Here is a 22,484-nt window from a genome sequence, read left to right as displayed (position 1 = left end):
ATACATAATTCCCTCAAGAACTTTTTCAACGGTTTTATTAGATTCTTGTAAAGTTCGTTTTTGTAAGCATCTCACTCTTAAAAAGTTAAAAAAATAGCCTTTTGTCCGAGGGATACTTATATTTATATCGTTATACATATATGCATGAGTAAGAACTATAAAACAACCGTAAATCAAGAATTTGAGTTTGATCTTTCACAAGAAGCGCTATCAACATTGGACGCTGTCCAGACATCACCAACAGAGTATCACATCTTAGAAGATAACACCTCTTTTAAAGGAACGATTGCCACTTCCGATTTTTCAAAAAAGACCTATCAAGTACTCGTCAATAATAGACCGTACGAGGTGGTTATTGCAGATGCTGTGGATATTCTCATCAAAGACATGGGCTTTTCTGTGGGTGCTTCCAAAGGGTCTAATGCCCTTGTAGCGCCTATGCCTGGGCTTATCCTTGATGTTCAAGTAGCAGAAGGTCAGACGGTAAAAGAAGGAGATACCCTCGTTATTTTGAGCGCTATGAAAATGGAAAACAGCTTTGTTTCCCACATGGATGGTGTCATAAAAGCCGTGCACATCTCCAAAGACGACGCGGTAGACAAAGGACAACTCTTAGTCGAATTTGAAGAAGAAAATTAATTTTAAAACGCCTAGTATCATCGCTCATTTTGAGAGGTCATAAGGTCAGAAAGGAATATGGAAATTAAAAAAATATTAGTTGCCAACCGTGGAGAAATTGCCATTAGAGTGATGACCACCGCAAAAAAAATGGGCATTAAAACGGTGGCGATTTACTCGACCATCGATCGTAATGCGCCGCACGTTCGGTTTGCAGACGAGGCAGTTTGCGTGGGAGAGGCACCTTCCAATAAGTCGTATTTATTAGGAGATAAAATCATCGCGGTTGCCAAGTCACTCAACGTAGATGCGATTCACCCTGGATATGGTTTTTTAAGTGAAAATGCCGCTTTCGCGAAAGCGGTCACAGACAGCAACATCATTTTTATAGGACCCGAGCCTAAAGCCATAGAAATCATGGGAAGTAAGCTGGCTGCCAAAGATGCCGTTAAAGCTTATGACATCCCGATGGTGCCCGGTATCGATAAAGCGATCACCGATGTAGAAAAAGCAAAAGCCATTGCCAACGATATAGGGTTTCCCATCCTCATCAAAGCCTCTGCGGGTGGAGGAGGAAAAGGAATGCGCGTGGTTACTAAAGAGTCTGAACTTGCCTCACAAATGCAACTTGCGATTAGTGAAGCAACGGCAGCTTTTGGCGACGGATCGGTATTTATAGAAAAATATGTGGCATCTCCTAGACATATTGAGATTCAAGTGATGGCAGATACGCATGGCAATACCGTACACCTTTTTGAAAGAGAATGTAGTATCCAACGCCGTCACCAGAAGGTGGTTGAAGAAGCGCCTTCTTCTGTACTTACACCAGAACTGCGAGAAAAAATGGGGAATGCCGCAGTACAAGTCGCCAAAGCCTGTGACTATCGAGGCGCAGGAACGGTGGAGTTTTTACTGGATGACCAACATAATTTCTACTTTTTAGAAATGAATACCCGATTGCAAGTAGAGCATCCCGTCACCGAACTCATTACAGGAGTGGATCTTGTAGAGTTGCAGATACGCGTGGCTAGAGGCGAAGTACTACCGATCACACAAGAGGAGTTAGCCATAAAAGGACATGCGCTAGAACTACGTGTATATGCCGAAGATCCGCTGAATGATTTCTTACCGAGTGTCGGCTTTTTATCTACTTATATCCTGCCTGAAGGAAAAGGCATCCGTGTCGATAACGGATTTGAACAGGGTATGGATATCCCTATTTACTACGATCCGATGCTATCCAAATTGATTGTATATGGAGACACCAGAGAAGAAGCCATCGAACTCCTCTCAGATGCGATCGATCATTATAAAGTAGTGGGCGCGCAGACCACTTTGCCTTTCGGGAAATTTGTCTGTGAACACGAAGCCTTTCGATCTGGGAATTTTGACACCCATTTTGTCAAAAATTATTACTCGCCAGCACTTTTGAAAAAACAATACGAAGAAGAAGCTAAAATAGCAGCCTTAATTGCTGTAAAACATCATATACAAGAGCAACATACGTTACGCCTACCAACCTCATAACCCTATGGATTCAAAAATAAAAACACTCAACGAAAAAATTGCCCTTGCCCATCAAGGTGGCGGTATTAAACGTATTGAGCGACAGCATGAAAAGAAAAAACTAACGGCAAGAGAGCGTATCCATTATTTACTAGATGATGGTTCTTTTGAAGAAATAGGCATTCTAGTGACCCATCGTACGACTGATTTTGGGATGCAAGACGAAATCTATTATGGAGACGGCGTAGTGACAGGATACGGTACCGTAAACGGCCGATTGATTTATCTTTTTGCTCAGGATTTTACCGTTTTTGGAGGAGCGCTCTCAGAAACCCATGCCGAAAAAATATGCAAAATCATGGATCTTGCGATGAAAGTAGGCGCACCCTTAATCGGTCTTAATGACTCTGGAGGCGCCCGTATACAAGAAGGCGTTCGCTCCTTAGGTGGTTATGCCGATATATTTTTCAGAAATGTACAGGCTTCTGGGGTGATTCCGCAAATATCTGCGATTATGGGACCCTGTGCGGGAGGAGCTGTATACTCCCCTGCCATGACCGATTTTACGATGATGGTTCAGGATACGAGTTATATGTTTGTAACGGGACCTAACGTAGTAAAAACTGTAACCAATGAAGAAGTTACCTCAGAAGAGTTAGGAGGTGCGAGTACACATTCTACAAAATCGGGCGTAGCACATATTACTTCTGCAAATGATGCGCAATGTCTCGAAGATTTGAAGTCACTACTCAGTTACTTACCTCAAAACAATAAAGAAACCCCAAAAAATCTTCCTTTCCAATTGCAAGATGAGGTTCGTGAGCAATTAGCAACCGTCATTCCTGATAGTGCAAATAAACCTTACGATATGCATGAGGTGATCACAGGAATCATCGATGAAGCATCGTTTTACGAAATTCATAAAGACTATGCCGAAAATATTATTGTCGGTTTTGCAAGATTAGGAGGGCGTAGTGTGGGGATTATAGCCAATCAGCCGATGTATTTGGCGGGGGTATTGGATGTGAATAGTTCTAAAAAAGCAGCCCGTTTTACACGTTTCTGTGATTGTTTTAATATCCCTTTATTGGTATTGGTAGATGTTCCCGGATTCTTACCTGGAACCGATCAGGAATGGAACGGAATTATTACACACGGCGCCAAATTACTATATGCCCTTAGTGAAGCAACCGTTCCTAGAATAACGGTTATTACCCGAAAAGCTTACGGGGGAGCGTATGATGTGATGAACTCCAAACACATTGGTGCCGATCTAAATTATGCGTGGCCAAGTGCAGAAATTGCGGTAATGGGTGCCAAAGGAGCGAGTGAGATTATCTTTAGAAAAGAAATCCAAGAAGCAGAGGATCCTGCTCAAAAACTACTCGAAAAAGAACATGAATATGCCGAGAAGTTTGCCAATCCTTATCGAGCAGCACAACGCGGATTTATAGATGAAGTGATTCTTCCAGAGCATACGCGACGTAAATTAATAAAAGGATTTAGTATGCTAGAAAATAAAAAAATAAAAACCCCTAAAAAGAAACATGGGAATATTCCTTTGTAGTACTATCGAATATTTAAAATCAACCTTGTGAAAATCAAAAACGACGAACTCATCATTGACGGGATAGACAAAATTATTTTGCGTCAGCTTATGAAGGATGCGCGTAAGCCTATTCTTGAGATTGCCCGTAAAGTAGGGATTTCTGGGGCTGCCATCCACCAACGATTGCGTAAACTAGAAAAGTCAGGACTCCTTGCAGGATCAAAATTTGTGATTGATCCAAAAGTATTAGGCTATCGCACCATGGCTTTTATAGGGGTGTACCTGGATAGGGCTGCCAATAATGCACGTGCCGTACGCCAATTGGAAGATATTCCAGAAGTCATAGAATGTCATTACACCACTGGAAATTGGTCTATATTGATTAAAATCTTATGCAAAAATAATGAAGACCTCATGAACTTACTCAATAAAAAGATTCAGGCGATTGATGGGGTTTCGAGAACAGAAACGTTTATATCATTACAACAGCAGATAGACCGACAAATTAAAATATAAAAGGTGTCAAACCTCAGGGCAAGCCCTGAACCCTGAAAATGAACCCAAGGGTCGAGAGATTAAATCATAGATCCCGCTGAAAAAGCGGGGTTAGTCTGCCTGCCGGCATAGGCAGGTTCAACTAGCTATTTTGAATGCGTGTTTCAGACTTTACAAAACAGCGCTTTATTTAATAAAAAGGTCTTATGTAATATCACATAAGACCTTTTCTAATTGCTAATAACAGTATTATAGCCCAGGATAATTTCCTGTGAGAATATCAATACCATCAATAATCCACCCTACAACAAAGAATCCTGCTGTTAGTATGAATAGAATATTCCATCCTATTGGGCTTCCTAAGTACCAACGGTGAGCGGCAAATCCTCCTAGGAATAACCATAATAAAATAGCTACCAATTGGCGATCCGCTTCAACCGCAGCTGGTGAAGTTAACTCATCGGCAGTTACTGTGTTTTCTTCAGATACTTCTGCAGTCACTGTCGTTACTGTTCTCGTTACAGGAAAACCCGCATACGTGTTTGTTACTGCAAAAAGCAATAACATAAAAGAAAGGATAATTTTGAATTTCATACTATTATTTGATTAAATTAGACTTCTAAATTTAGTAAAAAATATGCGTAATCTACTGTTAGTATCCTTTTTAACGCTCTTTTTCTTTCCTACAAGTGCTTTTTCTCAACAACCTATGTATGAATATATAGGGGTTATTAAACTGAGTGACTCTGCTTTTATTTCCTATCGACTCGCTTTTGAAGAAGTTGACGGACGCATAGAAGGGTATTCTTTGACAGATATGGGTGGGAAACATGAAACGAAATCAAATATCAAAGGGAGGTATGACGAAACAGAAAAAATACTTTCCTTCCAAGAGTATGATATTGTATACACCAAATCCCCTTTAGAAGAACTCGACATGTATATGTGTCTTGTTAGTTTTGAAGGCAAATTACGCAATTTGAAGAAAAATAAAGCCTTTAGTGGGGATTTTAAAGGGGTATCTGCAGAAGGTAATGCCTGCCCTGAAGGTATGATCATTGTTTCCAATGCTCAAAAAGCTGATAAGCGTATTGAAAAATTTGACAAGAAAGTACAGAAGTCGAAGAAAATCTCTCAGGAAGTAAAAGATAAAATCAGCATGCGCCGTGCTATAGACACGCTCACCATGAGTGTCGTCAAAAAAGATGAAAACCTTAATGTGTTTACCAAAACAAAAAATGTAATCATCTCTATTTATGACGCAGGAAAAGTAGATGATGATCGTATTAATTTATATATAGATGGCAAGCTGATCTTAGAGAACTACGCTATTTTAAGAGAAAAAAAAGAAATCCCTATTACGATCTCAAAAGAATCTACGACGGTAAAAGTCACGGCTTTAAACGTAGGAGATTCTGCCCCTAATACCGTTAAGGTAGAGATTCTTGATGGCTCTAACCTCATCACCACCCGAACGAGTCTAAACACCAATGAAAGTGCTGTGCTGACTCTTGTGAATCAATAATAGCTATTAGAGAGAATGCTTTCTAAAAAAACAAAAACCCACGCTATGAGCGTGGGTTTTACATACTTGTTATTTTATGGTAATTACTGCACCATAAAGTTGACATTGAAAAGAGCACCGTTGGTGATGGCAATCGTATCGTCATCATCTAACGTATTTGCTAGAATAGCTCCAAAAGATCCAAACACCGTCATTTCTTCCATATTAATTTCTGAAATGGTGATAGATCCTCCCAACTCAGGGCTCGAACTAAAGTTAGCATCCAGCGAATTGATGCTGATTTGGGCAGTACCTGTCTCATCTATAATATAGTCTTGTACTGCAACAGCAGGCGCATCTGCCTCACTTGACCCTACTGTCATCGTAAGAGGGCCAAAGTCTGTGACAACATTTATAGACAATCTCCCTCCATTATTTGAAAGGGTTGCCGTTACAACATCTGTTCGCACATTTTGTCCTGCGATTAAGGCTCTAAATTTAACCGGTGCTGCTTCAGCAGGACCATCGTCATCACTTCCACAGGAAGTCACAAATACCAACGCAAAAAATAGTAGGCTGATTTTTAAAAATGTCTTTTTCATTCTAATGTAATTTTAAGGTTTAAAAAAACCCACCCGGTTAGGTATGGGTTTTATAAGCTTTCGCGAAAGCGGGACTTTGATACATTTCTTTTTCACTACGCTTCAAAGAAATACTCAGTCGCCTTCTTAAGCTATTAATATCTATAGTATTCTGGCTTAAACGGTCCTTCAACAGCCACGCCAATATAATCGGCTTGCTCTGGACGGAGTGTTTCTAGCTCTACCCCTAAACGTGCAAGGTGTAATGCTGCAACTTTCTCATCCAAATGCTTAGGAAGCATATATACCTCATTCTTGTATTTGTCACTATGGTTCCAAAGTTCGATTTGTGCTAAGGTTTGGTTTGTAAATGAGTTACTCATTACAAAACTAGGGTGTCCAGTGGCACATCCTAAATTCACCAAACGACCTTCTGCAAGCACGATGATGTCTTTTCCATCTATGGTGTACTTATCAACTTGAGGTTTGATCTCATCTTTTGTAGCACCATGTGTTTTGTTTAACCAAGCCATATCGATCTCATTATCAAAGTGACCAATATTACAAACGATGACTTTATCGCGCATTGCTTCAAAATGACGTGCTTGGATAATGTCTTTATTTCCAGTGGTAGTGATCACTACATCTGCATTTCCAACAACATTTTCTAATTTCTTTACTTCAAAACCGTCCATGGCTGCTTGTAACGCACAAATAGGGTCGATTTCTGTCACCGTTACGATAGATCCTGCTCCTTTAAAAGAGGCAGCTGTTCCTTTTCCTACATCACCGTATCCACAAACAACCACACGCTTTCCAGCAAGCATGGTATCTGTAGCACGACGTATCGCATCTACAGCACTCTCACGACATCCGTACTTATTATCAAACTTAGACTTGGTTACAGAGTCATTTACATTAATGGCAGGCATAGGAAGGGTTCCGTTTTTCATACGCTCGTATAAACGGTGAACTCCTGTAGTGGTTTCTTCAGAAAGCCCTTTGATATCTCCTACTAATTCTGGATAACGATCTAAAACCATATTGGTAAGATCTCCTCCGTCATCAAGAATCATATTTAATGGCTTGCGATCTTCTCCAAAGAAAAGTGTTTGCTCGATACACCAGTCAAATTCTTCTTCATTCATTCCTTTCCAAGCATATACTGGGATTCCAGCGTCTGCAATGGCTGCTGCAGCTTGATCTTGTGTTGAGAAAATATTACAAGAGCTCCATGTTACTTCGGCACCAAGTGCTTTTAGTGTTTCAATTAAAACAGCTGTTTGGATCGTCATGTGAAGACATCCTGCAATACGCGCTCCTTTAAGAGGTTGCTCATCTTTGTATTCTTCACGAAGAGACATTAGTCCTGGCATTTCTGCTTCTGCGAGTTCGATTTCTTTACGACCCCAAGCTGCCAATGAAATATCTTTTACTTTGTACGGTACGTACGTTGGTGTTTTTGTACTCATTATTAGTATCTTTGATTATAGCAAATTGCGTGCAAAATTACGTAATATCTTACAGTTCTCATGCCTCTTTACAAAACAATAACAATTAACGCCCATACAACCGTCTATATTTGGAAGATCGAAGAGGACTTTAATACGCTGCTATCAAGCCTAAAAGACGTGCCAGACCACACTTCAAAACTCACACAAAATAGCCTAAACCGGTTAGACCACATGAAGTCTGAATTACATCGCCGTGGCTTTATGAGTGTACGTCACTTACTCGCAGCCGCAGGCTACACCGATCACGACTTATATTACAACTCCCAAGGAAAACCACACCTTACTGATCACAAACATATCTCTATCACACACTCCTACACTTTTTCTGGGATTATTGTTAGCGATGAAAAAGTAGGGATTGATATCGAAATGCAACGTGATAAAATATTACGCATCGCCCACAAGTTTACTCCTCTAGAAGAATACAGCACCCTTGCTAATGCAGATGCCATCATCCGAAAACTCACCATCGTATGGGGAGCAAAAGAGTCCTTATATAAATTATATGAACAAGAAGGGCTGAGCTTTTTAAAGCATATTGATGTGCAGGATTTTTATTTTGATGATAAAAAAACCACCGCAACGGTTACTTACAACGCAACAACTACCCTGTATGATATCTTCTTTCTAGAATTTGAAGGGTTTACCTGTGTGTATGGGTTTTGATAGGAGATTAGCGATTGCTGATTGCTGATTGCTGATTTTAGAACGAAATCTCATCTCTACTAAAGGGGTGGTGATTTTTTAAATTTTGTAATTTTTTCAATACAAAATCTAAAAAATCTTCCGTTTCTTGGACTTTCTCTTTATAAACTACACGCAAAAGAAAGGTTGCTTTTCATCGACACCAAAAAGTTACGTGATGCAATCGCTCGTTTGTTTAGGTAACTCAAACGTGAATGGAGCTTATTCCGTATTTTCGCATTTCATGACATTCTACCAACATATACAGACGGCACAAACGCAGGGAAGACGACTCCTAGCAATTCTTATTGATCCAGATGGGTTTAAGGTGGAGTACGCTTTCGCGAAAGCGTACCTAGAAAAAATCCCTTCGCAAACCACACATATCTTAGTGGGCGGAAGCACTAACGCATCCCAAACCATAGAAGCCGTAGTTGAATTACTAAAGCAACTCACGGTGTTACCCATCATCCTTTTTCCTGGGGATTATACACAGATCACTCCCAAAGCCGATGCCATTTTATTTCTATCCCTCCTCTCTGGACGTAATTCAGAATATTTAATCAACCAACAAGTAAAAGGAGCTCCGTACATTCAAAAAAGTCGGCTGGAAGTGATTCCTACGGGCTACATTCTCATAGATGGTGGAAAAGAAACAGCAGTCCAACGCGTAAGTAATACACTACCAATGTCTCAAAAAAATAGAGAAGCTATAGTCAATACCGCACTTGCAGGACAATATACCGGCAAAAAATGCATCTATCTGGAAGCAGGAAGTGGTGCGATGTATCCTGTGTCTGTAGCCGTTGTAAAAGCTGTACGGGAGCACATTGAGATCCCTTTGATCGTAGGAGGGGGCATCCGATCTCAAAAAGCGCTAGAAGATGCGTATCAAGCGGGGGCCACCATGGTGGTAATTGGCACTGCTTTTGAAAAGGATTGTTGGACATAAATCCCAATCACATAGAAAGCCTTATTTTTATAGCATGAAATTAAACGTACACGTACTTTTCTTGTTTTTACTGATTTCACTCTCGGGATTTGCTCAAAAATTTCAGGTAATCGATGCAGAAAATAAGATGCCTGTTTCTTTTGCTACTATTTCTTTTGGGGATGGCAGAGGGACTTTTGCAGGAGAAGATGGTGTCTTTGACTTTCCTAAAGAAAAATATGCCGATATTGATTCTTTACACATTTCGGCGATTGGATTTAAAGAACAAGGGTTTAGTACCCAAGACATCCCTGCTATTATTACGTTACTCCCAGAGGCGAGTCAGCTGACAGAAGTAATTTTAACAGCTCCCAAACGAGGGAAATATAAAACCAAAAAACAAAAGCCTACTACGCACGAAGATATACATACCTCTTGGTTACCAACCGTAGAAAGCGAAGTGGCTGTCTTTTTTGAAAGACTTGAAAATAAACCGACTCGAATTGCAAAACTATTACTGCCTATAAACGCAGAAACACAATACAAATCCAAAGGAAAAGGCAACTTTGCCACTATTTTTAGAATTCAGTTTTACCAAAATGACCTAGGTCTCCCTGGCAAACCCATCATACATGAAAAAATAGTCTTCGCTATGGATCAAGACACCGAAAAAGTCTTTGAACTTGACATCCAATCCAAGCAAATTTTTATTCCTGAAGAAGGAATCTTCGCATCCCTTCAAGTACTAGGATATGCTGATAAAAATGGCAAATTGGTGCAATCAAAAAAATACCGTGAGATTAAAACAAAACGAGGGATTCAAAAAATATCTACCGCTTTTAGACCTTTACTTCCTTTTACCAACGAATTTCCTTCTCAGAAAACCTACGTACGTCGTATCTTCCTAAATAATAAGAAATGGCAAGTCTTTGATGAAAGCTACAATGAGAATTCAAATCTCATCAAAACAGGTTTTCGCCATTATGGGATGGGAACCGTGTTACATATATTTGAAGAAAAATACAATCATTAACTAAAAATCTAAGCGTAATCGGGATGAGATTTCCGCCTTCGCGAAAATGACAATGAATATATCTGTAGAACTCACCTTTACACCCCTCCAAAACGAATTTGAACCGCCTATTACGGCTTTTATAAAAAAGCTAAGAGCTTCAGGCCTCACAGTGATGGAAAATCCATTATCTACCCAAGTATATGGGGATTATGATACAGTGATGAGCATGCTTACTAAAGAAATAAAAGAAAGTCTTTCTAGTGTCGAGAACGGGTTATTTCAAATGAAAATAGTCAAAACAGATCGTAGTGAGTATGTCGCAGATTTTTGATTTTCTATTTGGGCAGTACGCCACCTATCCTACGCATCAAATCTGGTTAGAAATTATTGCCGTCCTTTTTGGCGGACTCTCCGTTTGGTTTAGTAAACGCAACAGTATTCTAGTGTATCCTACCGGGATTATAAGTACACTCATCTTTGTCTATTTATGCCTCCAGTGGGATTTACTGGGCGATATGATGATTAATGGCTATTATTTTGCCATGAGTATTTATGGCTGGTATATCTGGACACGTAAAGTAGATGAGACACATTTTACACCCATTACACGTACTACAAAAAAGGAAAAACAATACAGTGTATATATAGGGATTGCTACACTTATTTTTGTGTACATTGTCTATCAATCTTTTGATAAATGGACGAGTTGGGTTGCCTACGCAGACACCATCACTACAGCTATTTTCTTTGTAGGAATGTGGCTGATGGCGAGACGTAAATTAGAAAACTGGATTTTTTGGATTATAGGCGATCTTATTTCTGTTCCTTTATACTTTTACAAAGGATACACCTTTACAAGCCTCCAATACCTCATCTTTACCATCATCGCTATATATGGGTACCTCGCATGGAAGAAACACTTAGACAACAGCCTAGCAACAGCATAAAAATCTGCCTTTTTGGTCCAGAGAGTAGTGGGAAGAGCACGCTTTCGCGAAAGCTATCCCAGCACTATAATGCGCCATTAGTACCTGAGTATGCACGGGAATATCTTCAAAAACTTTGGGATTCAACTCAAAAAATATGCAGACCTAAAGACCTACTGCCTATCGCTGCAGGACAAATACAACTAGAAAATAAAGCTATCGCCACAAACCCTCCACTGGTGATTTGCGATACCGATTTGTTAACAACCAAAGTCTACAGCGAAGCCTATTATGATGGATGGTGCCCAGAATTATTGACCAAGTATGCGATAAAAAACACCTATGATTTGTATCTTTTAACCTATATTGATACACCATGGCAAGCAGACGATCTGAGAGATCGTCCTGAGCGAAGACAAGAAATGTTTGATCATTTTAAAAATGCCTTAGAACACAATAAGAGACCGTATATTTTGTTAAGAGGTACGGTAGAAGAGCGCATGGAGCTCGCTACTAAAACTATAAACCAATTACTACTTTGAATTTTACGCAAAAAGATACCGATACACTCTTAAAAAAGGGCATTTCTCAAGAGCAAGTATATCATCAAATTGCGCTCTTTAAACAAGGGTTACCCTACATAGATTTAAGAGATCCTGCTATTATTGGTCATGGTATTTACACCTACACCAAAGAAGAAGAACAGGCATTTGTATCCCATTTTGAAGAACAAAAAGAAACGCTAGAGCTACTCAAATTTGTCCCTGCCTCTGGTGCCGCCACACGCATGTTCAAGTTTTTATTTGAGTTTATAGAACGTTATGATCACACCCAAGAAACAGTAAACGCATACATTAATAGAAATAACGCGCAAGAACTACGCTTGTTTTTTGTGGGCTTAGATAGTTTTCCGTTTTATAAAAAAGTGAGAAATAAACTAAGAGAAACATATGGTGATAAAGACCAAACAAACGTTGATCTTAACCGCATCCGATTTGTAAAAACCATGCTGGAAGAAGAGGGCCTAAACTTCGGTAATAAACCCAAAGGACTTTTCCCTTTTCACAAATACAAATCACATAATGCCTCTGCTTTTGAAGAACATCTTTTTGAAGCCGCCCTCTACGGAAAAACAAGAGGGATTGCACGATTACATTTTACCATTTCTAAAGAGCACTATAAAAATTTCAAGTCTCAGTTTTCAAAAACGCAGAAACTTATAGAAAAGAAAACGAATACCTCTTTTGATATTACGTATTCTTTCCAATCACCTGCGACAGATACTATTGCTGTTACTAAAAAAAATGAGCCTTTCAGACAAGAAGATGGCTGTTTAACATTCAGACCCGGTGGACACGGATCTTTATTACAAAACCTGAATGAGCAAGAAGCCGACATTATTTTCATAAAAAACATAGATAATGTTGTGGTACACACCTATGAAAAAGAAGTGGCGTATTATAAAAAAATGCTCGCCGGTAAGCTATTGAAATTACAACAACAGGCCTTCGACTTCCTACGGCAAATAGATGATCATGAAATCTCTGAATCTGAAATTTTAACTATTGTTCACTTCTTACAAAATGAATTTAGTTTAAAACTCGCTGTCGATTTTGAAAAATTCTCTCAGAAATATCAAATTGAATACCTAAGAGAACAACTTGATAAACCCATACGGGTCTGTGGCATGGTTAAAAATGAAGGCGAACCTGGAGGAGGACCTTTTTGGGTAAAGCATGAGAGTGGCCGTATAAGCCTACAAATTGTAGAGAACGTGCAGATAGATCCTAAAAATCCCCATCAACAAACTATTGCTGCTGGTGCTACCCATTTTAATCCCGTAGATCTTGTCTGCGGTATTAAAAACTACAAAGGAGAAAAATATGACCTTACAGAATTTGTAGATCAAAAAGCAGCTTTTATTGCCCACAAAACTATTGAGGGAAAACCTATAAAAGCACTAGAACATCCTGGTCTTTGGAACGGAGCTATGGCCTTTTGGAACACTATTTTTGTAGAGGTACCACTCATTACATTTAATCCTGTAAAAACAGTAAATGATTTACTCAAACCTGCACATCAAATCAGGCTGTAACTAGTTTACTTTTTTAATTACTGAATACCCAACCTTGGATAAAGAACTCCTTCGTAGCGAACTCACCTTCAAAGCCAGCAGAAGCAGCGGGCCAGGTGGGCAACACGTTAACAAAACCAGCACACGTATAGAATTGTATTGGTCACTAGAAACGTCTCAGGCTTTTTCTGAAGATCAGAAAGTACGCTTGTGCGAAAGCGTATAAAAGCATCAGATATCAAAGAAAAGTGAGCAGAAGGTTTGTAAATAATGTATTTACAAACCTTTTTAAATTACTTCAATCTATGTAATAAGATGTTAACATCTTTCAACAGATTGGGTGCAAAACCCTGGCTCGTTTGATATAAGTCCGCATACTAAACTAGAATTACCACAATTACTAGTTTCATTATTAGGAGCTGTAGTTGGTCCACATAGGCATACACTTTGAGCATCAGGAGCATTAGAAAGTGTTCCACTTTCTATTTCTTGACCTCCTTGAATTTTAGTCAGATGAGCAATTACTTTTTTGTCAAATTGGAGCTTTATTTTTTTCTTTTTCATGAAGTTAGATTTAAGAGTTGATAATTAGTTTTTTGAACTTCCTTGATTAGTGTTGACCGTTTTTAGGTTAATACTTCGTTGTTAAAAATAGTAATTGTTTTTCTTTGTTGACTGTTTAACAGGGAACATTTTCTTTAAAAGCTATTTTCGAAAGCATATCTCATCCCTTAACGTTAAGATTTTTGATGCTTCGTTACTTTTTTCCTATAAGTTGCCTTTTATTCTTTTTTACGTAGTACTTTTGTATCATCTCAAAGGGGTGCTATTTCAAATAATGAATAACGAACACCGAATGACGAATTACCTCGTCGCTCTTTTTTCTAACTTCAAACTTTGATTGGCTGAGATTATACCCATTGAACCTAGAACAGATAATGCTGTTTAGGGACGGCCGAGTAAAAATGCCTATTAGGCATTTATGAGGAGCGAGCAGGCGCGCTGGCTTTCTTTTCATATACTTTGTCGGCGAGATGTTTCTCGCAAGAGAAACCACTCTTCAAGTCCGTACGTTTGTATGGGGTATTCTCTATTTAAAAATCAGGATAATTACCCTTTTTATTCTTAACAAACCAACAACACGGATGAAAAAAATCCTATTTATTGTTTTTGTACTATGTACAGCGATTACTTTCGGTCAAACCTACACGGTTTCTGGAATTGTAACTGAAGAAAATGGCCCACTTCCAGGAGCAACTATTCTTCAAAAAGGAACTACAAATGGCGTTATTACCGATTTTGAAGGTAAGTACACTATTCAATTAGAAAAAGGAACACATACCCTTGTTATTAGTTATGGAATATCACAACCCATCGAACGCATTATTACAGTAAACAGTGATATGACATTAGACATCAAAGCAGATGCAGTCGCAGAGTCCCTAGATGAGGTCTTGGTACGTGCTGTACGGGTCAATGCTGATTCTCCAATCACCCACTCTAACTTAAGTAAAGAACAACTGGCAGAGCGTAATTTAGGACAAGACATTGCAACACAAATCAAATTCCTTCCTAATGTGGTTACGACCTCAGATGCAGGGGCTGGCATTGGATATACAGGGTTTAGAGTGCGAGGAACAGGAAATCAAGGAATTAATGTCACCATCAACGGAATTCCGTATAATGATGCGGAGAGTGCGACGAGCTTTTTTGTCAACCTTCAAGATTTCACCTCCTCTGTAGAAAATTTACAGTTACAACGTGGTGTAGGGACCTCTACCAACGGACCAGGCGCTTTTGGAGCGAGTTTAAACATCCTAACAGATGCTGTTTCTGACGAAGCCTCTGCTAGTACAGCACACTCTTTTGGGTCGTTTGGAACTAGACGTCACAATGTAAAATTCAGTTCAGGTCTTTTAAATGATCACATAGAAATTTCAGGACGTTTATCACAAATCAAATCAGATGGATTTATAGATCGTGCCTCCTCAGATCTAAAATCCTACTTCTTGCAAGCAGCCTATAAAGATGACAACACACTTATTAAGCTGATCAACTTTGCAGGATCTGAGGTAACGTATCAATCTTGGTTTGGAGTCGATAGGGAAACAGCAGAAAACAATCCTACATTCAATCCAGCAGGTCAGTTTACCGATGAAAATGGAAACACTAGATTTCATGAAAACCAAGTAGATGATTACAAACAAGATCACTACCAAGTACACTGGAATCAACGATATAACAACAACTGGAGCACCAATCTTAGTTTCAACTACACGTATGGTCGTGGGTTCTTTGAAGAGTATGAAGAAGATGACGATCTTAGTTTTTATGGCATCTCCCCTGTTACCATTGGTGGGGAGACTATTGAAACTTCAGACATTATCCGTCGTCGCTGGTTAGATAATGATTTTTATGTAGTCAACGCCAATGTTAATTACAAAGACACGCAATGGGACTTTACATCAGGATTATACTGGAGTCAGTACACAGGAGACCATTTTGGTGAGGTGATTTGGGCGCGTTTTGCAAGCGATTCTGAAATAGGTGACAACTATTATTTTGGTACAGGAGATAAAGGGGAGTTTTCCGCTTTCGCGAAAGCAACCTACAAAGTAAACAATCAGTGGAGTATTTACGGAGATCTTCAAGGAAGATTCATCAACTATGAAACAGACGGTATCAACTCTGATGTAGCAGAATTTATTATAGATGAATCGTATAGCTTTTTCAACCCTAAAGCTGGGGTTACCTATAAACTAAATGATGAAAATCAGTTTTATGCTTCCTACGCCAGAGCAAATCGCGAGCCTAACCGTACTGATTTTGAAAATGGATCCCCAAGACCCGAACGTCTCAATGACTTTGAATTAGGCTGGAGATACAATGCTTCTAAAGTAAAACTGAATGTAAATGGATATTATATGGCGTTCCGTGATCAGCTTGTTGTTTCTGGAATTGACAATGTAGGCGCCCCTATACGCACCAATAGTGGTCAAAGTTACAGAGCAGGGATAGAAATAGAAGCCGCTGTACAACTAACGCCACAACTAAGTGTATATCCAAATATAGCACTCAGCACCAATAAAAACAGAGATTTTCTGTTTCAAAGAGATGGAGTTTTACAGAATCTTGGAGATACAAACATCTCATTCTCTCCTGATGTAGTTGCAGGAAATACCCTTCAGTATGTCCCTGTAAAAGGACTTACACTACAATTCCTATCCAAATTTGTAGGCGAGCAATACTTAGGAAATATAGATAGCCCTACTTCGCTACTAGAGAGTTATTTTGTAAATGACTTTAATGTAACGTACGAATTAGGAGAAGTAGCCTTTTTTAAAGGAATCACCTTAAATCTATTGGTGAATAATGTGTTTGATGAGCGATTTATCTCTAATGGATACTTCTTTACATTTGATGATAACTTTACAGATCCCAACACCATAACAACCATAGAGGGAGCAGGTTTTTATCCGCAAGCAGGCACTAACTTTTTAGTAGGAACTACACTTAGGTTTTAAAAAAACATATATTCCTTATATACTAAGAAACCCACTCGTTTGAGTGGGTTTTTGTATGTAAAAAACAATTTGCTTTATTCATTTTAATTAGAAACAATAATCACGTCCCCATTTTGCTCTACGCGATACGGCACCATGGCATAATCCAATACTTCTCCAGCAGCTTGGCCTGTAAATAGATTATAGGTATGTGCATCTTCGCACTGGCAAGTTACTTCTATTCCATTTATAACCATCGTAGAACATTCATTTGGAGAATGATTAGGATCTGATGCTTCCCAAGCACGTAAACCACTCCCTGTATTGATCACAAAAATCCCTCGCACACCCCCATTAGGAACATATACAGGGTTACTAGGAATCTGTAAATCTAAAGCGTTTATATTTCCCAACTGAATACTAAAACCAATATCAACAATAAAAGGATTGTTAGAACGTCTATTATCATCTGATGAACATCCAAATAATAGTAAAATGATAACACTAAAAAGTAAGGTAGTACGCATTAATTTAGGGATCTATATTTATAAATGTGACTGAGTTTGCTTTCGCGAAAGCGTATCTCTTAAAAGTTGCAATTTACTACAAAACGACGAAGCAAGTAAAATATTTTGTATATTCGTAAGGCAAATCCCAAAAGTGGGATTTTTTTGTTCCCGGCTCGTCGGGAATTCTTATATAATACAATGAAGCCACTCTAAAAGGCACTAAAAATAAGCATATGGGTAAAGTAAACTATTACACTGCTGAAGGTTTAAAAAAACTTAAAGATGAACTCAATCACTTACGAGATGTAGAGCGTCCTAAAGCATCTCAAGATATTGCAGAGGCAAGAGATAAAGGAGATTTGAGTGAAAATGCAGAATATGATGCTGCAAAAGAAGCACAAGGAATGTTAGAAATGCGCATCTCACAATTGGAAGAACTTGCGTCTAACGCACGTATTATAGATGAGTCTCAACTAGACACTAGTAAAGTACTCGTACACTCTACCGTGAAGATTAAAAATCAAATTAACGGTATGGAAATGACCTATAAACTCGTTGCTCAAAATGAAGCCGATGTCAAAACGGGTAAAATCTCTGTAGACTCTCCTATTGGGAAAGGGTTATTAGGAAAAAAAGTCGGTGATATTGCCGAAATCCAAGTGCCTAGCGGTGTTATGAAATTTGATATTGTAGAAATCACTAGGGTTTAACTTGAAAATGAACCTGAACTTGAAAAATAAAAGTTGTGGGAAAATCTTTTGACTTAAGTGAATCATTAGAGGATTTTGCTACTTCTGTTATTTTACTTTATGACAAAAAACCTCTTTCTTTTTCGGGTGAATATTTAGCAAAGCAGGGTATTCGTTCTTCTTATTCTGTTGCTTTAAATTATGCTGAGGCGCTAGGTGCAGGCAGTATTAAAGATAAAACACATAAATTAAGGCTTTGTATAAAAGAATTACGAGAAAGTCTAAGTAATCTTAATGTACAAAAGAAATCAATCTTTTGAATAGTACTATTTTAAAAAAACTTATTGACGAAAATGATCAACTTATAAGAATTATAGTAACCCGAATTAAAAATTTAAATTAGTATTTTCAGCTTCGAGTTCATTTTCAAGTTCAAATTCAACAACTATGGCAAGTATCTTTACAAAAATTATTAATCGAGAGATTCCAGGACATATCATCCATGAAGATGATCGTCATATTGCAATATTAGATATAAACCCCAACACTAAGGGGCATACGTTATGTATTCCTAAAGATGAGGTAGATCGTATTTTTGATCTTTCAGAAGAAGCATATTTAGATTTAATGGCTTTTTCTAGAAAAATAGCCATTGCCTTAGAAAAAGCAGTGCCTTGTCAGCGTATAGGCATGAGTGTGATTGGACTCGAAGTACCGCATGTGCATGTACATTTGATTCCGCTTCAAACCATGGAAGATGCGCGTTTTATGAACAAAACATCAATGACTTCAGAAGAATTCAAACAACTTATTGGAGAGATTCAGTTGTATTTAGGATAAGATTCCCTGCAATTTTAGGTATTGTAATAAGATCACGGTTTTTGCATCCTTGATTTCACCAGTTTGAATCATTGTATACGCTTTCGCGAAAGCGTACTCATGCACCACGATATCTTCCTGCTCGGCAGCAAGTCCGCCGCCTTTACTTACCTTATCTTTTGCTGTATAGTTGGCAATAAATAAGTGAACCGTTTCTGTGACAGAACCTGGAGACATGTATAAATCCATGACTTTTTCTACCTCAGAAAGATGGTATCCCGTTTCTTCTTCAATCTCTTTTTTGATTGCCGTTTCAGGATCATAATGATCTAATAAACCTGCACACACTTCGATGAGCATACCGTCTGGATTGCCATTAAAATAGGTTGGTATCCGAAATTGCTCCGTTAAGATCACGGTTCCTGATTCTTTGTTATACAATAACACCGCAGCGCCGTTCCCTCTGTCATAGACTTCGCGAACTTGGGGTTCCCAATTTCCTTTTGAGTCTTGGTAATCAAAGGTGACTTTATGTAAGGTAGCCCAGTTATCAGAAAGTACTATTTTCTTGATATTCTTTATATTTTCAGGCATCATGAACGAGTTTAAGTTGAATTTGCATAGTCGTCCCTTTATCTATTTCGCTTTTAAGAACTCCTACACGCCCATCATGATACTCTTCTATAATTCGTTTAGCAAGCGATAATCCTAGTCCCCAGCCTCGTTTCTTGGTGGTAAATCCAGGTTCAAAAATGTTGTTAAACTTACTCTTAGGAATCCCTTTCCCAGTATCTGAAATCAATACTTTGGCATAATTGGCATCACGAGTAATCACAACGCTTAAATCTCCTTTACCTTTCATAGCATCGATGGCATTCTTGAACATATTTTCAATAGTCCATCCGTATAATTGTTTATTAAGCATGACGGGAAGTTCGCCTTCGGGTAAGTCGATAGAGAATTTAATGAGTTTTGAACTTCGATTTTCTAAGTATTCAAAAGTCTCTTTGGTTTCGGTAATAATATCCACCACTTTCAGGTCAGGTACCGATCCAATTTTACTAAAACGATCGGTAATGATTTCTAACCGGTCTATATCCTTGACCATTTCTTTAATATACTCAGGATTGACATCTTCTGTTTTTAAAATTTCTGTCCATCCTACCAAGGAGGAAAGTGGTGTCCCAATTTGATGTGCTGTCTCTTTTGCCATCCCTGCCCATAGTAAATTCTGAGCAGAAGACTTCGAGGTCAAGTAATAGAAATAAATGAGTGCAATAAATAGGATAACGATAATCAAAAGTGCAATAGGAAAATATTTAAGCTGAGCAATCACAGGAGAATTTCCATAATACACTGTATTCATTTTGACGCCATCCCATACAATATCTATAGGCTCATTAGTAAGTGCATATTCTTGTGCTAGCTGTGCTAATTCTTCTTGTGATAATTGATCGCCATCTGGGATATTTACATAATCATAGGTTTCATCTTCTAGGTTATAGGTAAGGGTGGGTATGGTTGTATTTTCAGAGAGAATTAATAAATATAAATCACTTAAAGCACCATCATATTGCCGTGCATCTTTGGTTGTAGGTAATACATCAGATGTTTCGGCAAGGGCTTTTTTGGCAGCTGCAAACATGACCATCTTGCTGCGTTCTGCCTCTTTAAGCTGATCAAAAAACAGCAGGACATTCCACAGGATAAGCGTGGTAATCACCAAAGAAGAAATAATAATAAACCACCTCGCATATTGAGGTTTTGGACTAAAATTCATAAAAGAACACTTTGAATAAATATAGAATTAAAGTCTTAAAAATACACCTTGAAAACCAAAAAACTTACCTTCTCAACAATAAACGGAATAATAAGAAGCATCGTATGTAGCGTTCTTGACGCTAAGATGATAAAATGATTTGAAAAAGTATTCTTGTAAGATTTTCGCTTTTCCTACCTTTGAAAAAACGTTGTACATGCAAACAATAGATCCCAAAAAAATTTCTGTCCCTCATTTATTTGGATACTTAACAGGGGCTGTAGGGCCTCGCCCTATTGCTTTTGCGAGCACTATAGACACCCAAGGTCGTGTTAATCTTGCGCCTTTTAGCTTCTTTAATGTTTTTGGAGCAAATCCACCTATCTTGGTGTTTTCTCCTTCTAGAAGTGGACGAGATAACAGCACAAAAAACACATTAGATAACGTACTTGAAGTACCAGAGACCACCATCAATATGGTAGATTATGCGATGGTACAACAAATGAGTTTAGCGAGTACAGCGTATCCGAAAGGAGTCAACGAATTTGTAAAAGCTGGACTTACGGAGCTTGCTTCAGAAAGTGTACAACCCCCACGTGTCGCAGAATCTCCCGTGCAATTTGAATGTAAGGTGATAGAAGTAAAGCCGCTGGGTACAGAAGGTGGCGCAGGTAATCTTGTGATTTGCGAAATTGTTAAAATTCACTTAAAAGAGGAGGTACTAGATACCAATGGCGCCATTGATCCGTTAAAAATAGATCAAGTAGCCCGTATGGGAGGTAATTGGTATAGCCGTGCTAACCAAGGATTGTTTGAAGTCCCTAAACCCATTACACAACTAGGCATAGGAATCGATCAGATTCCTGAGGCGATTCGATTAAGTACTGTTCTTACAGGAAATGATCTTGGGATGCTGGGGAATGTAGAACAACTTCCTACCTCTGAAGCAATCGTAGAATTTGTTTCCAAACATCCTGAAATACAAAAATTAATGCTGTCTGGAGATCAAAATAAGCTCCATAAAATAGCACAGAAATATCTTGTTGAACAAAATGTGAATAACGCGTGGAAAGTTCTCCTTGCAAAGCTCTAATTTTTAGCTACATTTACACCTTTAAAATTCTTATTTGAGAGATGGAAGTACAAGGAAAAGTAAAAATGATCGGAGAGACACAAACCTTCGGTAGTAATGGATTCAGAAAACGTGAAATCGTTGTCACAACAGAAGAGCAATACCCTCAGCATATTATGGTGGAGTTTGTTCAAGATAAAACAGACTTACTTAACAATTACCAAGTAGGTCAAAATGTAAAAATTAGTATCAATTTAAGAGGCCGCGAGTGGGTAAATCCACAAGGAGAGACAAAATATTTTAATAGTATACAAGGTTGGCGTATAGAGAACTTGCAAGATGCAGCCCCACAAGGAGCTCCTGGCATGCCTCCTATTCCTCCTGCAGATGCTTTTGAGCCTGCAAACAATCTGAACACTGAAGATCACGATGATTTACCGTTTTAGGTAATCATCATGGAACCCCTAAAAGTTCCAACTTCGCCCGTAGTTATCCCCTTAGCTACGGGCTTTTTTATTAGTAAAACACTGTTTTGTAAAGTCTGAAAGACGCATGCAAAATAGTTAGTTGAACCTGCCTATGCCAGTAGGCAGACTAATCCCGCTTTTTCAGCGGGATCTAAGGCTTGTCCCAATTTAAAATTGAAATTTAATCCCTCAACACTTCCTTCAGAAACAAATAGGGCATTCCGTTGAATTCTTTGTTATCTTGCTCCGCCCTATACCAAACTTTTTAC

The 22,484-nt window shown here is 38.6% G+C and carries 26 protein-coding genes; 19 read left to right on the top strand and 7 right to left on the bottom strand.

Features of this window, described 5'->3' with window-relative positions; genetic code table 11:
• Positions 1-144 precede the first annotated feature (144 nt).
• The 4 genes from ACFO3O_RS15420 to ACFO3O_RS15405 all read left to right on the top strand — a co-directional run bounded on the left by ACFO3O_RS15420 (position 145) and on the right by ACFO3O_RS15405 (position 4,189).
• On the top strand, positions 145-639 hold the full coding sequence (locus tag ACFO3O_RS15420) for an acyl-CoA carboxylase biotin carboxyl carrier protein subunit (protein ID WP_379980394.1): 495 nt from the start codon (positions 145-147) through the stop codon (positions 637-639).
• A 63-nt stretch (positions 640-702) separates the two neighbouring features.
• Positions 703-2,145, top strand: a complete 1,443-nt coding sequence (accC, locus tag ACFO3O_RS15415; protein WP_379980785.1) for an acetyl-CoA carboxylase biotin carboxylase subunit — start codon at positions 703-705, stop codon at positions 2,143-2,145.
• 4 nt (positions 2,146-2,149) lie between these two features.
• A complete protein-coding gene (locus tag ACFO3O_RS15410) occupies positions 2,150-3,691 on the top strand; it encodes an acyl-CoA carboxylase subunit beta (RefSeq protein WP_379980392.1) in 1,542 nt (513 codons plus the stop codon).
• A 27-nt stretch (positions 3,692-3,718) separates the two neighbouring features.
• Positions 3,719-4,189, top strand: a complete 471-nt coding sequence (locus tag ACFO3O_RS15405; protein ID WP_379980390.1) for an Lrp/AsnC ligand binding domain-containing protein — start codon at positions 3,719-3,721, stop codon at positions 4,187-4,189.
• A gap of 228 nt (positions 4,190-4,417) precedes the next feature.
• Here ACFO3O_RS15405 and ACFO3O_RS15400 read toward each other — a convergent pair whose 3' ends face one another.
• A complete protein-coding gene (locus ACFO3O_RS15400; protein ID WP_379980388.1) occupies positions 4,418-4,762 on the bottom strand; it encodes a TM2 domain-containing protein in 345 nt (114 codons plus the stop codon).
• 43 nt (positions 4,763-4,805) lie between these two features.
• Here ACFO3O_RS15400 and ACFO3O_RS15395 point away from each other — a divergent pair, with 43 nt between their 5' ends.
• A complete protein-coding gene (locus ACFO3O_RS15395) occupies positions 4,806-5,693 on the top strand; it encodes a hypothetical protein (protein ID WP_379980386.1) in 888 nt (295 codons plus the stop codon).
• An 83-nt stretch (positions 5,694-5,776) separates the two neighbouring features.
• On the opposite strand, the gene ACFO3O_RS15390 is transcribed toward ACFO3O_RS15395, so the two are convergent.
• Positions 5,777-6,274 carry a DUF6252 domain-containing protein gene (locus ACFO3O_RS15390; RefSeq protein ID WP_379980384.1) on the bottom strand — a complete coding sequence of 166 codons (498 nt, stop codon included), beginning with the start codon at positions 6,272-6,274 and terminating at the stop codon, positions 5,777-5,779.
• 134 nt (positions 6,275-6,408) lie between these two features.
• Positions 6,409-7,725, bottom strand: a complete 1,317-nt coding sequence (gene ahcY, locus ACFO3O_RS15385) for an adenosylhomocysteinase (protein WP_379980382.1) — start codon at positions 7,723-7,725, stop codon at positions 6,409-6,411.
• A gap of 60 nt (positions 7,726-7,785) precedes the next feature.
• On the opposite strand from ahcY, the gene ACFO3O_RS15380 reads away from it, so the two are divergent.
• The 8 genes from ACFO3O_RS15380 to ACFO3O_RS15345 all read left to right on the top strand — a co-directional run bounded on the left by ACFO3O_RS15380 (position 7,786) and on the right by ACFO3O_RS15345 (position 13,623).
• Complete coding sequence (locus tag ACFO3O_RS15380; RefSeq protein WP_379980380.1) at positions 7,786-8,433, top strand: 4'-phosphopantetheinyl transferase family protein; 648 nt, start codon at positions 7,786-7,788, stop codon at positions 8,431-8,433.
• A gap of 262 nt (positions 8,434-8,695) precedes the next feature.
• Complete coding sequence (locus ACFO3O_RS15375; protein WP_379980378.1) at positions 8,696-9,403, top strand: phosphoglycerol geranylgeranyltransferase; 708 nt, start codon at positions 8,696-8,698, stop codon at positions 9,401-9,403.
• 34 nt (positions 9,404-9,437) lie between these two features.
• Entirely contained in the window at positions 9,438-10,415 is a 978-nt protein-coding gene (locus tag ACFO3O_RS15370; protein ID WP_379980376.1) for a peptidase associated/transthyretin-like domain-containing protein, read from the top strand.
• A gap of 52 nt (positions 10,416-10,467) precedes the next feature.
• Complete coding sequence (locus tag ACFO3O_RS15365; RefSeq protein WP_379980374.1) at positions 10,468-10,728, top strand: thiamine-binding protein; 261 nt, start codon at positions 10,468-10,470, stop codon at positions 10,726-10,728.
• Positions 10,712-11,344 carry a nicotinamide riboside transporter PnuC gene (gene pnuC, locus ACFO3O_RS15360; protein ID WP_379980372.1) on the top strand — a complete coding sequence of 211 codons (633 nt, stop codon included), beginning with the start codon at positions 10,712-10,714 and terminating at the stop codon, positions 11,342-11,344. Before ACFO3O_RS15365 ends, pnuC begins: the two co-directional genes overlap by 17 nt.
• Positions 11,305-11,865, top strand: a complete 561-nt coding sequence (locus tag ACFO3O_RS15355) for an AAA family ATPase (RefSeq protein WP_379980370.1) — start codon at positions 11,305-11,307, stop codon at positions 11,863-11,865. The genes pnuC and ACFO3O_RS15355 overlap by 40 nt, the downstream gene beginning before the upstream one ends.
• Positions 11,862-13,418 (top strand): DUF4301 family protein, encoded by a 1,557-nt coding sequence (locus ACFO3O_RS15350; protein ID WP_379980368.1) that lies wholly within the window; start codon positions 11,862-11,864, stop codon positions 13,416-13,418. Before ACFO3O_RS15355 ends, ACFO3O_RS15350 begins: the two co-directional genes overlap by 4 nt.
• A 34-nt stretch (positions 13,419-13,452) precedes the next feature.
• Positions 13,453-13,623, top strand: a complete 171-nt coding sequence (locus ACFO3O_RS15345; protein ID WP_379980366.1) for a peptide chain release factor-like protein — start codon at positions 13,453-13,455, stop codon at positions 13,621-13,623.
• Positions 13,624-13,715: 92 nt separating this feature from the next.
• Here ACFO3O_RS15345 and ACFO3O_RS15340 read toward each other — a convergent pair whose 3' ends face one another.
• Positions 13,716-13,961: a hypothetical protein gene (locus tag ACFO3O_RS15340; RefSeq protein WP_379980364.1), complete on the bottom strand. Its 246-nt coding sequence runs from the start codon at positions 13,959-13,961 to the stop codon at positions 13,716-13,718.
• Between the two features lie 581 nt (positions 13,962-14,542).
• Here ACFO3O_RS15340 and ACFO3O_RS15335 point away from each other — a divergent pair.
• Entirely contained in the window at positions 14,543-16,921 is a 2,379-nt protein-coding gene (locus ACFO3O_RS15335; RefSeq protein ID WP_379980362.1) for a TonB-dependent receptor, read from the top strand.
• 83 nt (positions 16,922-17,004) lie between these two features.
• On the opposite strand, the gene ACFO3O_RS15330 is transcribed toward ACFO3O_RS15335, so the two are convergent.
• On the bottom strand, positions 17,005-17,427 hold the full coding sequence (locus ACFO3O_RS15330) for a Rieske (2Fe-2S) protein (protein ID WP_379980360.1): 423 nt from the start codon (positions 17,425-17,427) through the stop codon (positions 17,005-17,007).
• A 215-nt stretch (positions 17,428-17,642) separates the two neighbouring features.
• Between ACFO3O_RS15330 and greA the strand changes: the two genes are divergently transcribed.
• From greA to ACFO3O_RS15315, 3 genes are all read left to right on the top strand, one after another.
• Positions 17,643-18,119, top strand: coding sequence for a transcription elongation factor GreA (greA, locus tag ACFO3O_RS15325; protein WP_379980358.1), 477 nt, complete (start codon positions 17,643-17,645; stop codon positions 18,117-18,119).
• Between the two features lie 35 nt (positions 18,120-18,154).
• Entirely contained in the window at positions 18,155-18,418 is a 264-nt protein-coding gene (locus ACFO3O_RS15320) for a four helix bundle protein (RefSeq protein ID WP_379980356.1), read from the top strand.
• A 127-nt stretch (positions 18,419-18,545) separates the two neighbouring features.
• Positions 18,546-18,938, top strand: a complete 393-nt coding sequence (locus ACFO3O_RS15315) for an HIT family protein (RefSeq protein ID WP_379980354.1) — start codon at positions 18,546-18,548, stop codon at positions 18,936-18,938.
• Here the strand turns inward: ACFO3O_RS15315 and ACFO3O_RS15310 are convergent.
• Both ACFO3O_RS15310 and ACFO3O_RS15305 read right to left on the bottom strand, forming a co-directional pair.
• Positions 18,930-19,514, bottom strand: a complete 585-nt coding sequence (locus ACFO3O_RS15310; RefSeq protein WP_379980352.1) for an NUDIX domain-containing protein — start codon at positions 19,512-19,514, stop codon at positions 18,930-18,932. The two genes, ACFO3O_RS15315 and ACFO3O_RS15310, sit on opposite strands and share 9 nt — an antisense overlap.
• On the bottom strand, positions 19,504-20,697 hold the full coding sequence (locus ACFO3O_RS15305) for a sensor histidine kinase (RefSeq protein WP_379980350.1): 1,194 nt from the start codon (positions 20,695-20,697) through the stop codon (positions 19,504-19,506). The genes ACFO3O_RS15310 and ACFO3O_RS15305 overlap by 11 nt, the downstream gene beginning before the upstream one ends.
• Positions 20,698-20,893: 196 nt before the next feature.
• Between ACFO3O_RS15305 and ACFO3O_RS15300 the strand changes: the two genes are divergently transcribed.
• Positions 20,894-21,769, top strand: a complete 876-nt coding sequence (locus tag ACFO3O_RS15300; protein WP_379980348.1) for a flavin reductase family protein — start codon at positions 20,894-20,896, stop codon at positions 21,767-21,769.
• A gap of 41 nt (positions 21,770-21,810) precedes the next feature.
• Positions 21,811-22,194 (top strand): DUF3127 domain-containing protein, encoded by a 384-nt coding sequence (locus ACFO3O_RS15295; RefSeq protein ID WP_379980346.1) that lies wholly within the window; start codon positions 21,811-21,813, stop codon positions 22,192-22,194.
• The last annotated feature ends 290 nt before the right edge of the window (positions 22,195-22,484 follow it).

The organism is Dokdonia ponticola (genome assembly GCF_042653865.1).
Classification (GTDB): domain Bacteria; phylum Bacteroidota; class Bacteroidia; order Flavobacteriales; family Flavobacteriaceae; genus Dokdonia; species Dokdonia ponticola.
The sequence above is the reverse complement of the archived record's forward strand: the minus strand, read 5'-3'. Positions and strand labels throughout refer to the sequence as shown.

Bases quoted from the DNA above. Each gene is read 5' to 3' on its own strand.
- ACFO3O_RS15420 (WP_379980394.1), top strand. From the start codon at position 145: ATGAGTAAGAACTATAAAACAACCGTAAATCAAGAATTTGAGTTTGAT.
- ACFO3O_RS15410 (WP_379980392.1), top strand. From the start codon at position 2,150: ATGGATTCAAAAATAAAAACACTCAACGAAAAAATTGCCCTTGCCCAT.
- ACFO3O_RS15400 (WP_379980388.1), bottom strand. From the start codon at position 4,762: ATGAAATTCAAAATTATCCTTTCTTTTATGTTATTGCTTTTTGCAGTA.
- ACFO3O_RS15395 (WP_379980386.1), top strand. From the start codon at position 4,806: ATGCGTAATCTACTGTTAGTATCCTTTTTAACGCTCTTTTTCTTTCCT.
- ACFO3O_RS15390 (WP_379980384.1), bottom strand. From the start codon at position 6,274: ATGAAAAAGACATTTTTAAAAATCAGCCTACTATTTTTTGCGTTGGTA.
- ahcY (WP_379980382.1), bottom strand. From the start codon at position 7,725: ATGAGTACAAAAACACCAACGTACGTACCGTACAAAGTAAAAGATATT.
- ACFO3O_RS15380 (WP_379980380.1), top strand. From the start codon at position 7,786: ATGCCTCTTTACAAAACAATAACAATTAACGCCCATACAACCGTCTAT.
- ACFO3O_RS15375 (WP_379980378.1), top strand. From the start codon at position 8,696: ATGACATTCTACCAACATATACAGACGGCACAAACGCAGGGAAGACGA.
- ACFO3O_RS15370 (WP_379980376.1), top strand. From the start codon at position 9,438: ATGAAATTAAACGTACACGTACTTTTCTTGTTTTTACTGATTTCACTC.
- ACFO3O_RS15365 (WP_379980374.1), top strand. From the start codon at position 10,468: ATGAATATATCTGTAGAACTCACCTTTACACCCCTCCAAAACGAATTT.
- pnuC (WP_379980372.1), top strand. From the start codon at position 10,712: ATGTCGCAGATTTTTGATTTTCTATTTGGGCAGTACGCCACCTATCCT.
- ACFO3O_RS15355 (WP_379980370.1), top strand. From the start codon at position 11,305: ATGGAAGAAACACTTAGACAACAGCCTAGCAACAGCATAAAAATCTGC.
- ACFO3O_RS15340 (WP_379980364.1), bottom strand. From the start codon at position 13,961: ATGAAAAAGAAAAAAATAAAGCTCCAATTTGACAAAAAAGTAATTGCT.
- ACFO3O_RS15335 (WP_379980362.1), top strand. From the start codon at position 14,543: ATGAAAAAAATCCTATTTATTGTTTTTGTACTATGTACAGCGATTACT.
- ACFO3O_RS15330 (WP_379980360.1), bottom strand. From the start codon at position 17,427: ATGCGTACTACCTTACTTTTTAGTGTTATCATTTTACTATTATTTGGA.
- greA (WP_379980358.1), top strand. From the start codon at position 17,643: ATGGGTAAAGTAAACTATTACACTGCTGAAGGTTTAAAAAAACTTAAA.
- ACFO3O_RS15315 (WP_379980354.1), top strand. From the start codon at position 18,546: ATGGCAAGTATCTTTACAAAAATTATTAATCGAGAGATTCCAGGACAT.
- ACFO3O_RS15310 (WP_379980352.1), bottom strand. From the start codon at position 19,514: ATGATGCCTGAAAATATAAAGAATATCAAGAAAATAGTACTTTCTGAT.
- ACFO3O_RS15305 (WP_379980350.1), bottom strand. From the start codon at position 20,697: ATGAATTTTAGTCCAAAACCTCAATATGCGAGGTGGTTTATTATTATT.
- ACFO3O_RS15300 (WP_379980348.1), top strand. From the start codon at position 20,894: ATGCAAACAATAGATCCCAAAAAAATTTCTGTCCCTCATTTATTTGGA.
- ACFO3O_RS15295 (WP_379980346.1), top strand. From the start codon at position 21,811: ATGGAAGTACAAGGAAAAGTAAAAATGATCGGAGAGACACAAACCTTC.